This window comes from Phycicoccus elongatus Lp2, from assembly GCF_000367525.1.
Lineage (GTDB): Bacteria > Actinomycetota > Actinomycetes > Actinomycetales > Dermatophilaceae > Phycicoccus_A > Phycicoccus_A elongatus.
The window spans coordinates 2660100-2668878 of sequence record NZ_HF570956.1 but is presented as its reverse complement, the minus strand read 5'-3'; the positions used below and the strand labels follow the sequence as shown (position 1 = coordinate 2668878).

Below are 8779 nucleotides of genomic sequence, written 5' to 3'. Positions count from 1 at the left end.
TGGCTCGCCGTGCTCGATCCCGAGGTCGTCGTGCTGTCCGGTGGCCTGGTGGAGGCGGTCGGCTGGTGCGAGGCCGTCGCTGACCACGCGGTCCGGGCCGCCCTGCCCGTCGTGGCCGACACCCCGATCCTGCGTGCGACCACGGGAGCCCTGGCTCCGCACCTGGGCGCTGCCGAGTTCGTCAAGGAAGGCCAGACCCGATGAGCCGCAACGTGATTGACGCAGTCCGAGGTGGCCTCATCGTTTCCTGCCAGGCCTACCCGGGGGAGCCGATGCGCGACCCGGACACCATGACGCGCATCGCCCGCTCCGTCGTGCGAGGCGGCGCCGTCGCCGTCCGTGCCCAGGGACTGGCCGACCTGCACTCCATGCGCGCCGCGCTGAGCGTCCCCCTCATCGGGCTGTGGAAGGACGGGCACGACGGCGTCTTCATCACCCCGAGCGTGGAGCACGCCCTCGCCGTCGCGCGCACCGGCGCCCAGGTCGTCGCCATCGACGGCACGCGTCGCCCCCGACCCGACGGGTCGACCTTCGCCGATGCCTGCGCCGCCGTCCACGACGCGGGTGCGCTGGTGATGGCCGATTGCGCGACCCTGGCCGACGGTCACGCGGCGGCCGCTGCCGGGGCGGACCTCGTGGGCACGACCCTCGCCGGTTACACCCCGGACAGCCCCAAAACCCCCGGCCCCGACCTCGACCTGGTGGCCGCCCTCGCCGCGGAGTTGGACGTGCCGGTCATCGCCGAGGGACGCATCCACACCCCGGCCGATGCCCTTGCCGCGATGCACGCCGGGGCGCACGCCGTCGTCGTCGGCACGGCCATCACCCACCCGAGCACCATCACCGCCTGGTTCGCGGCTGCCGTCTCGTCGAAGGAGTCCTGACATGGAGGTCGTCATCGTCCCCACGGAGCGGGTCGGCAGCGTCGGCGCCGACATCGTGGGGTCATTGGTCCGTCGCCGACCCGAGTCCGTGCTCGGCCTGGCGACCGGATCGAGCCCGGTCGCCATGTATGCCGATCTCATCCGGCGACATCGGGACGGCGAACTCTCCTTCGCCGACGTCCGGGCCTTCACCCTCGACGAATATGTCGGGCTCCCGGCCGACCACCCGCAGCGGTACCGCAATGTCATCGCGCGCGACTTCACCGATCACGTCGACCTGGCCCCGAACGCAGTCCATGGTCCTGACGGGTTGGCCGCCGACATCGCGGCTGCCTGCACGGCCTACGAGCAGGCGATCGAGGACGCCGGGGGAGTGGACCTGCAGGTGCTCGGTATCGGCACCGACGGCCACGTCGCCTTCAACGAGCCGGGTTCCTCACTCGCCTCGCGCACGCGGATCAAGACCCTGACCCGCCAGACGCGCCTGGACAATGCGAGGTTCTTCGGTGACGACGTCGAGCAGGTGCCCGTGCACTGCCTCACCCAGGGCATCGGCACGATCATGGAAGCGCGCCACCTGCTGCTGCTCGCGACCGGCCGCGCCAAGGCCGAGGCCATCCACCAACTCGTCGAGGGCCCGGTGTCCGCGATGTGGCCGGGGACGGTGCTGCAGTTCCACCGCCACGTCACCGTCGTTGTCGATGACGCCGCAGCCAGCCGGCTGCAATTGGCGGACTACTACCGCGACACCCTCGCGGACAAGCCGGCCTGGCAGCAGCACTGACCTCAGAGGTATGCCGCGAGCCGCTCGGCCATCTGCGCCGCCAGGGCGTCGAGTCCCGATCGCGGCCGCACCATGACTTCGAAGTCCACGATCCGGCCCTCGTCGTCGATTCGGATCATGTCGATCCCCTTGAGCTGACGCCCGCTCACCGTCGCGGAGAACTCGAGCACGACGGAGCGGGAGTCCTCGGTGACGAAGGTCCGGTGATAGGTGAAATCCTCGAAGACCTGGATCACGGTGCCGAGGATCAGGCGCACGACGTCCGCGCCGGCATACGGCTTGTGGGCCACCGGTGAGCGGAAGACCGCGTCAGGGTGGAGCAACTCCTCGAGGCACGAGAGGTCCCTGGCCGCCACGCCGGCGTGCCAGGTGTCGAGGACCTGGCGCATCGTCGGGTCCATCACAGCGCCGCCGCCACTTCGGTGCCCTGCTTGATGGCGCGTTTGGCGTCGAGTTCCGCGGCGACATCGGCACCGCCGATCAGGCGAACGTCGATGCCCGCCTCCGCGAGCGCATCGTGCAGCTCGCGTTGCGGTTCCTGACCGGTGCAGAGCACGACGGTGTCGCACTCGATGACCGTGCGCTCGCCGCCGACGGACAGGTGCAGGCCGAGGTCGTCGATCCGCTCATAGACCACGCCCGGCACCATCGCCACGCCACGATGCTTGAGCTGGGTGCGGTGGATCCAGCCGGTCGTCTTTCCCAGTCCCGCACCGACCTTGGTCTCCTTGCGCTGCAGAAGGGCAACCTGCCGCGCCGGCCGCTCAGGGGCCGCGCGACGGATGCCGCCGGCCGCGGCATACGTGGTGTCGATCCCCCACTCGGCGTTGAACACCTCGGGTGCCACGGCTCCGCTCGGCCCGGCCTGGGTGAGGAATTCGGCGACGTCGAAGCCGATGCCGCCCGCGCCCATGATCGCGACCCGCTCACCGACAGGCACGTGGTCGCGCAGGACCTGCAGATAGGTCACGACCTTGGGGTGGTCGACGCCCTCGACGTCGGGGACGCGCGGGGTCACGCCGGTCGCCACGAGCACCACGTCGTATGCCGTGAGGTCACCCGCCGTGACGCGCGTGCCGAGTTTGACGTCGACGCCGGTCTCCTCGAGCTCGTGCTCGAAATAGCGCAGCGTCTCGTGGAACTCCTCCTTGCCCGGGATCTGCTTGGCCAGGTTGAACTGTCCGCCGATCCGGTCGTCCGCCTCGAAGAGAGTCACGTGGTGACCGCGGCCGGCCGCCGTGGTCGCGGCCGCCAGACCGGCCGGCCCGGCCCCGACGACGGCGACATGCTTGCGATCGGTCGCCGGGGCGATCGTGAGGATCGTCTCGTGGCAAGCGCGCGGGTTGACCAAGCAGGACGTGATGAGGCCGGAGAAGGTGTGATCGAGGCAGGCCTGATTGCAGGCGATGCACGTGTTGATCCGATTCGCCTGCCCAGCAGCAGCTTTCGCGACGAAGTCGGCGTCAGCGAGGAAGGGCCTGGCCATGGACACCATGTCGGCATGACCGTGCGCGAGCACCCGCTCGGCCACCTCGGGCGTGTTGATCCGGTTCGTCGTGATGAGGGGGATCCCGACCGTGCCCATGAGTTCCTTGGTCACCCAGGTGAAGCCGGCACGAGGCACCGAGGTCGCGATGGTGGGGATGCGTGCCTCGTGCCAGCCGATGCCGGTGTTGATGATCGTCGCGCCGGCCGCCTCGATGGCCCGGGCCAACTGCTTGACCTCGTCGAGCGTCGACCCGCCCTCGACCAGGTCGAGCATCGAGAGTCGGTAGATGATGATGAAGTTCGTGCCCACCCGCTCGCGCACGCGCCGGACGATCTCGACGGGGAAGCGCATCCGCTTCTCGTAGGACCCACCCCACTCATCGGTGCGGTGGTTCGTGCGCGCCGCGATGAACTCGTTGATCAGATAGCCCTCGGACCCCATGACCTCGATGCCGTCGTAGCCGGCCTCCTGCGCCAGGGCTGCGCACCGGACGAAGTCCTCGATCGTCTCCTCGACCTGCTCGGCCGTGAGCTCGTGGGGCACGAAGGGCGAGATCGGGGCCTGGACCGGGCTCGGGCCGACGAGATCGCGGTGGTAGGCGTAGCGCCCGAAGTGCAGGATCTGCAGGCAGATCCGCCCCCCCTCGGCGTGGACCGCGTCGGTGACCACGCGGTGCTCGGCGGCCTGCTCGGGTGTGGTGAGCGTGGCTCCACCCTCGAGCGGACGGCCCTCGTCGTTGGGGGCGATCCCGCCGGTCACGATGAGGCCGACGCCGCCGCGGGCGCGTTCGGCATAGAAGGCCGCCATCCGCTCGAAACCGTCCGGTGCCTCCTCCAGCCCGACGTGCATCGAGCCCATGAGCACCCGATTGGGGAGAGTCGTGAAGCCCAGGTCGAGGGGGGCGAGCAGGTGGGGGTAGTCCGTCATGGCGCTCACGCTAGGGCCCCGCCCGCCTTGTTGCAACCAGTTGCAATGAATCGTATGCCGCGTCACACTCCTGCCATGTCCCTCCCGCACGCGCTGCTCACCTCGCTCCTGGAGCGACCCAGCTCGGGCTCGGACCTCGCCCGGCGCTTCGACTCCTCGATCGCCTTCTTCTGGCCGGCGACGCACCAGCAGATCTACCGCGAGCTGGGCCGGATGGAGCAGGCCGGCTGGGTCGAGGCGATGCCGGAGGCACGGGGGCGCCGCAAGGTCTACACCTGCCTGCCCGCCGGGCGCGCCGAGCTCGAACGGTGGGCTCGGGAGCCGGTCGACGTGCCGGTCGTCCGCGACGCCCTCCTCGTGCGGCTCCGGGCCGACGCCGCCCTCGGGCCCCTCGGGCTCGAGGGACACCTGCGTGACCGCCTGGCCACCCACGAGAGCCGGCTCGCGGCATACGAGGAGATCGCGCGGCGCGACTTCGGGCGAGAGCTCGACCGGACCGCCCGTGTCCAGCGGGCCATCCTCGAGGCGGGCATCGCCCACGAGACGCAGGCCGTCCAGTGGTGTCGGGGCGCGCTCGCGGCCCTCGATGCCTAGCCTGTCGTCATGACCCACCCCATCGCCGACGCGCGGTACGTCTCCTTCACGACCTTCCGCCGCAACGGCACGCCCGTCGCGACCCCCGTCTGGATCGCCCCGCTCGGCGACGGCCGGCTCGGCTTCATGACCAACGACAACGTGGGCAAGACCAAGCGGCTGGCCCACACCCGTCGGATCGAGCTGCGCGAGTGCGACATTCGCGGCCGCGTCGCCGAGGGTGCCCCGGTCGTCCACGGCCGCGCAGTCGTCGTGCGCGAGGAGGCCGGCCAGGCCGAGATCCGGCGCGCTGTCGAGCGCAAGTACGGGCTGCTCGCCCGCGGGTTCTCGGTGGTGCAGACCGTGACCCGGGCGCTGCCCTTCCTGCCGCAGCCCGCTCCCCGCGCCGCGATCGTCATCACCCTCGACGACTGATCGCCACCGGCGTCAGCGGCCCGCGGCGTCCATTGCCTCCTCGGTGAGCCTTCGCCCAAGGTCGATCATCTCGGCGGCCCGGTGGAAGTCCATCGTCCGGCAGGCGTCCGACGGCACGGTGACGAGCACGTCGGGTGGGTTGCTCGCCATCCGATGGCGGGTGATGAGGGAGGCCATGACGTCGAATGAACGGTTGAAGACGTCCATCGTCCCCAGGTCCCGCGGCGCCGCGGAGTAGGCAGGGCCGGTGTCACTCGATCGCTCGGTGTCATTGGGCTGCTCGGCGTCGTTCGATTGCTCACCCACCTCGTGCGCGAGTTCGCGACCGACGGCCTCCTCGACCGCCGCCTCGGCGTCCTCGTGGGACCTGCTGCCCCAACTCGCCCAGCGTTCCCTCAGCCGGTCGCCGAGCTCCTCGATGGCTCGGGTCGCCGCGACTGTTCGTACCGGCGATGCGGGCTGCTCCGGCTCGCCCACGACGCTCGTCCGCGGACCGGACAGGCTCATCGCAAAGGTCCAGTCCGAGGTGATCGCGGCGGTCGGCTCGATCGGCACGGGATTCATCAGGCCACCGTCGACGAGCAGGCGACCGTCGACGACGATCGGCGTGATGACGCCGGGGATCGCGACGGAGGCCCGGATGGCCGTCGCGACCGGTCCACGCTGGAACCACACCTCGCGGCGCGCCCCGAGGTCGACGGCCACCGCCGTGTAGGGAATGGCCAGGTCCTCGATCCGTGCCCCGTCGAGGATCTCGGCCACCCGGCCGATGACACGCTCGGCGCGGAGCGCCCCCCCGCCGGTCAGGGTGGGGTCGAGCAGGCGCAGCACCTCACGCTGGGTCAGCGAGCGCGACCACTCGGTGTACTCTTCGAGCTTTCCGGCCGCAGTCACCCCCGCGACCAGTGCCCCCATCGAGGTGCCGGACAGGGCCACCACCTCGTAGCCGCGCTCCTGCAACACCTCGAGCGCCCCGATGTGGGCATACCCACGCGCGCCTCCGGCCCCCAGGGCCACCGCCACTCGTCCCGCCATGAATCCCAAGGTAGTCCGGCCCTCTGGCAGGGTGGGCGTGTGCCCCGCTTCGAACCCTTCCCGGCCCTGCGGTATGCCGCCCGCGACCTCGCCGCCGTCACCGCACCTCCCTATGACGTCCTCTCGGTCAAGGAGGTGGCCGGCCTCGCGGCGCGTTCACCGGAGAATGTGGTCCACGTCGACGTGCCCGCGGTCACGCACGCCACCGCGAAGGACCCGTATGCCGCGGCAGGCGAGGTGTGGAGACGCTGGCTCACCGAGGGCGTCCTGGCCGTCGACGACGAACCGGGCTTCACGATCTATCGGATGCGGTTCACCGACGAGCACGGCGACGAGCGCGACCTGGCCGCCGTCGTCGGGGCGCTCGAGGTCGTCGACGAGGGGGCCGGGGGCGTGCTGGCACACGAGCGCACCACGCCAAAGGCCTCCACCGACCGTCTCGACCTGACCCGCGCCACCGATGCCAATCTGTCACCGGTGTGGGGCCTGTCCCTGGCCCGCGGCCTCACCGAGTTGCTGCGGGAAGCGGGGGAGCCCGTGGGTCGGGTGGACGTGGAGGGCGTGGCGCACGTGGTGGAGCGCGTGACCGACCCGGTGCGGGTGGCCGCCATTGCCGACCTGGTCTCCTCCGATGAGGTGCTCATCGCCGACGGCCACCACCGCTATGGCGTGGCGCGGATGTTCCGCGACGAGGTGAGATCGCTCACGGGTCGCGCCGACGGCACGGCCGAGCTGACCCTCGCCTACGTCGGTGAACTGGTCCCTGAGCAACTGAGCATCCGTGCCATCCACCGCCTCTACGCCGGAGCGGATCACGCCCGGCTGCGCGAGGCGCTCGCTCGGTGTTTCGAGCTCAGCGATGCGCCGATGCCATCCCTGGCCATGCTCGGCGACCTCGTCGACAAGGGCGTGCTCGCCCTCATCGGCCCCGATGGTGCTGCCGAGTTCATGACCCCGAGGCCGGGCGCCTTCGATGACGTGCGCGCCCTCGACGGCGCGTGGCTCGAGCACGCCCTCGCCGACCTGCCCGTGGAGGTCGACTACCAGCACGGTGTGGCCGAAGTGCTCGAGGCAGTCGTGAGCGGCCGGGCCCATTCGGCGGTGCTCATCTCGCCGGTGTCGATCGCCGAGATCGAGCGCACCGCCCGGGAGCGGCTCCTCATGCCGCCGAAGTCGACCTTCTTCACGCCCAAGGTGCGGACCGGTCTCGTGCTGCGGTCGCTGCTCTGAACGCCCGCGACTCCGGCGAACGTTCAGCGACTTCCCAGCCTGCGCCCCTGTTGCGGTCCGGGGAAGGTCAGTAGCGTCGGTTCCGGTGCGCGATGCCGCGCCCCTCGACCCGTGACGAAGGAGTCCTCATGGCCGACTGGGCCGCCGATGTGAAGAAGTACGCCCCGCACGCTGATGAGGCCGTCATCGCCAAGGTCGTCCGGCACTGCGGCATTGCGCTGCAGAAGGCCGACTCGTCGCTGGTGTCCTTCAGCGACAAGGCCGAGCTCGACCGAGTCAAGAAGGGCTTCATGACCAAGAAGCTCGAGATCACCGACGAGGCGAAGGCGGACGCCCTGCTCGCGGAAGTCGAGGAGGCCATGAAGGCCGACCGCACCAAGAACCGCGTCACCGTCTACTACCTGCTCGCCGAGAAGGCCGGAAAGCTCTCCGTCTTCGGCGGCTGAGCGCTCCGCAGGCACGCCGCCGAGCCCACGCGCACGGGCGCGGCTCACGGCATACGGCACACGGCGAAGGCCCCCTCCACGAGGAGCGGGCCTTCGCGTGGGCGCGAGCCGGTGGGGGGGGTGCGCTGCTCGGCGAGCTTGGCGATGCCCTTCTCGGCCTGGAGGCGCGCCTTGGCGATCTTGTCGGAGTACTTGCCCTGGGTCTTCTCGTCGACCGCCCGGCCGGCCTTGTCGAGCGCGGCCGAGATCTTGTCGCGGTTCTCGTCCGTGTAGGTGCCGGCCTTCTGGACGGCCTCCGTGACCGCCAGGTCGGCCTGGCGCAGGAAGTCCTCGGTCTGCGGGGGAAGGCCCAGCTCCTTGGCCTTGGCGATGAGCTTGTCGGTCACTTGCGCGGTCATGGGGTGCTCCTTGGTCGATGACGCGTCGTGCGGTGGGTCCAACGGACCGGGGTGCGTCCCTGTTCCACCTCGACCATGCCACGGCGCCCCTCCCGGTGGGGCTCTGTCAGGGTTCTCTCAGCCCGCACCTCAGCGCCGGCGCAGGGCCTCACCACCGCTGAGGGGCCGCTCGACGGCGCGGACGACGACGACGAGCTCAGCTGGGCGGCCCGCTGCTCGTGCCCGGTGCGCGCCGACTGCAAGCACGCCGTGGCCACGCTCGTGGCCCTGCGGGATGCCGCCGGTGCGCCGCCGGCGCCGACCTGTCGAACATGAACGTCAACGAGGTGGTGGCCAACCACGCGAACCTCGCCGCCGGCGCCGCCCTCGCGGGCGTGGCAGGCCAGGGGGCAAGCTGGCGTGGTTGGCCGCAGGGCAGGGCAGGGTCGAGTCAGGTGAAGGTGTCGCCCCACCCGGTCTCGCGCGCCCGGCGGTAGCGCTCGCCCTGGCGCTTGCTCACGACCTCGTCCCGGACGCCGCCCTCGGGAGTGCACAGTCGCAGCTGGACCAGGCCCTTCCGGGTCAGCGGATGGCGCAGC

11 protein-coding genes and 1 pseudogene are annotated in these 8779 nt (G+C 70.8%); 7 read left to right on the top strand and 5 right to left on the bottom strand.

What is annotated here, in order from left to right:
• The 3 genes and pseudogenes from BN10_RS12885 to nagB form a co-directional block, all read left to right on the top strand.
• A pseudogene (locus BN10_RS12885) lies at positions 1-204 on the top strand (hypothetical protein); the annotation flags it as partial.
• Positions 201-884: an N-acetylmannosamine-6-phosphate 2-epimerase gene (locus tag BN10_RS12880; protein WP_010851691.1), complete on the top strand. Its 684-nt coding sequence runs from the start codon at positions 201-203 to the stop codon at positions 882-884. The pseudogene BN10_RS12885 and the gene BN10_RS12880, both read left to right, overlap by 4 nt.
• Before the next feature lies 1 nt (position 885).
• Entirely contained in the window at positions 886-1668 is a 783-nt protein-coding gene (nagB, locus tag BN10_RS12875; protein ID WP_010851690.1) for a glucosamine-6-phosphate deaminase, read from the top strand.
• Between the two features lie 2 nt (positions 1669-1670).
• Here nagB and BN10_RS12870 read toward each other — a convergent pair whose 3' ends face one another.
• Entirely contained in the window at positions 1671-2057 is a 387-nt protein-coding gene (locus tag BN10_RS12870; protein ID WP_198014057.1) for a nuclear transport factor 2 family protein, read from the bottom strand.
• Positions 2058-2068: 11 nt separating this feature from the next.
• Entirely contained in the window at positions 2069-4084 is a 2016-nt protein-coding gene (locus BN10_RS12865) for an NADPH-dependent 2,4-dienoyl-CoA reductase (RefSeq protein ID WP_010851688.1), read from the bottom strand.
• A gap of 75 nt (positions 4085-4159) precedes the next feature.
• On the opposite strand from BN10_RS12865, the gene BN10_RS12860 reads away from it, so the two are divergent.
• Positions 4160-4678 (top strand): PadR family transcriptional regulator, encoded by a 519-nt coding sequence (locus BN10_RS12860; protein ID WP_010851687.1) that lies wholly within the window; start codon positions 4160-4162, stop codon positions 4676-4678.
• Positions 4679-4687: 9 nt separating this feature from the next.
• Positions 4688-5092 carry a PPOX class F420-dependent oxidoreductase gene (locus tag BN10_RS12855; protein WP_010851686.1) on the top strand — a complete coding sequence of 135 codons (405 nt, stop codon included), beginning with the start codon at positions 4688-4690 and terminating at the stop codon, positions 5090-5092.
• 12 nt (positions 5093-5104) lie between these two features.
• Here the strand turns inward: BN10_RS12855 and BN10_RS12850 are convergent, their stop codons facing one another.
• Complete coding sequence (locus BN10_RS12850) at positions 5105-6127, bottom strand: patatin-like phospholipase family protein (RefSeq protein ID WP_010851685.1); 1023 nt, start codon at positions 6125-6127, stop codon at positions 5105-5107.
• Positions 6128-6166: 39 nt separating this feature from the next.
• On the opposite strand from BN10_RS12850, the gene BN10_RS12845 reads away from it, so the two are divergent.
• Together BN10_RS12845 and BN10_RS12840 are read left to right on the top strand one after the other, a co-directional pair.
• Positions 6167-7357, top strand: a complete 1191-nt coding sequence (locus BN10_RS12845; protein WP_010851684.1) for a DUF1015 family protein — start codon at positions 6167-6169, stop codon at positions 7355-7357.
• A gap of 128 nt (positions 7358-7485) precedes the next feature.
• On the top strand, positions 7486-7803 hold the full coding sequence (locus BN10_RS12840) for a DUF2853 family protein (protein WP_010851683.1): 318 nt from the start codon (positions 7486-7488) through the stop codon (positions 7801-7803).
• A gap of 44 nt (positions 7804-7847) precedes the next feature.
• Here the strand turns inward: BN10_RS12840 and BN10_RS15840 are convergent, their stop codons facing one another.
• Complete coding sequence (locus BN10_RS15840; protein WP_010851682.1) at positions 7848-8201, bottom strand: antitoxin; 354 nt, start codon at positions 8199-8201, stop codon at positions 7848-7850.
• 430 nt (positions 8202-8631) lie between these two features.
• A complete protein-coding gene (locus BN10_RS16455; RefSeq protein ID WP_267878887.1) occupies positions 8632-8766 on the bottom strand; it encodes a small ribosomal subunit Rsm22 family protein in 135 nt (44 codons plus the stop codon).
• Positions 8767-8779: the final 13 nt, after the last annotated feature.

Coding starts and splice junctions, on each gene's coding strand:
- BN10_RS12880 (WP_010851691.1), top strand. CDS start 201: ATGAGCCGCAACGTGATTGACGCAGTCCGAGGTGGCCTCATCGTTTCC.
- nagB (WP_010851690.1), top strand. CDS start 886: ATGGAGGTCGTCATCGTCCCCACGGAGCGGGTCGGCAGCGTCGGCGCC.
- BN10_RS12870 (WP_198014057.1), bottom strand. CDS start 2,057: ATGCGCCAGGTCCTCGACACCTGGCACGCCGGCGTGGCGGCCAGGGAC.
- BN10_RS12865 (WP_010851688.1), bottom strand. CDS start 4,084: ATGACGGACTACCCCCACCTGCTCGCCCCCCTCGACCTGGGCTTCACG.
- BN10_RS12860 (WP_010851687.1), top strand. CDS start 4,160: ATGTCCCTCCCGCACGCGCTGCTCACCTCGCTCCTGGAGCGACCCAGC.
- BN10_RS12855 (WP_010851686.1), top strand. CDS start 4,688: ATGACCCACCCCATCGCCGACGCGCGGTACGTCTCCTTCACGACCTTC.
- BN10_RS12850 (WP_010851685.1), bottom strand. CDS start 6,127: ATGGCGGGACGAGTGGCGGTGGCCCTGGGGGCCGGAGGCGCGCGTGGG.
- BN10_RS12840 (WP_010851683.1), top strand. CDS start 7,486: ATGGCCGACTGGGCCGCCGATGTGAAGAAGTACGCCCCGCACGCTGAT.
- BN10_RS15840 (WP_010851682.1), bottom strand. CDS start 8,201: ATGACCGCGCAAGTGACCGACAAGCTCATCGCCAAGGCCAAGGAGCTG.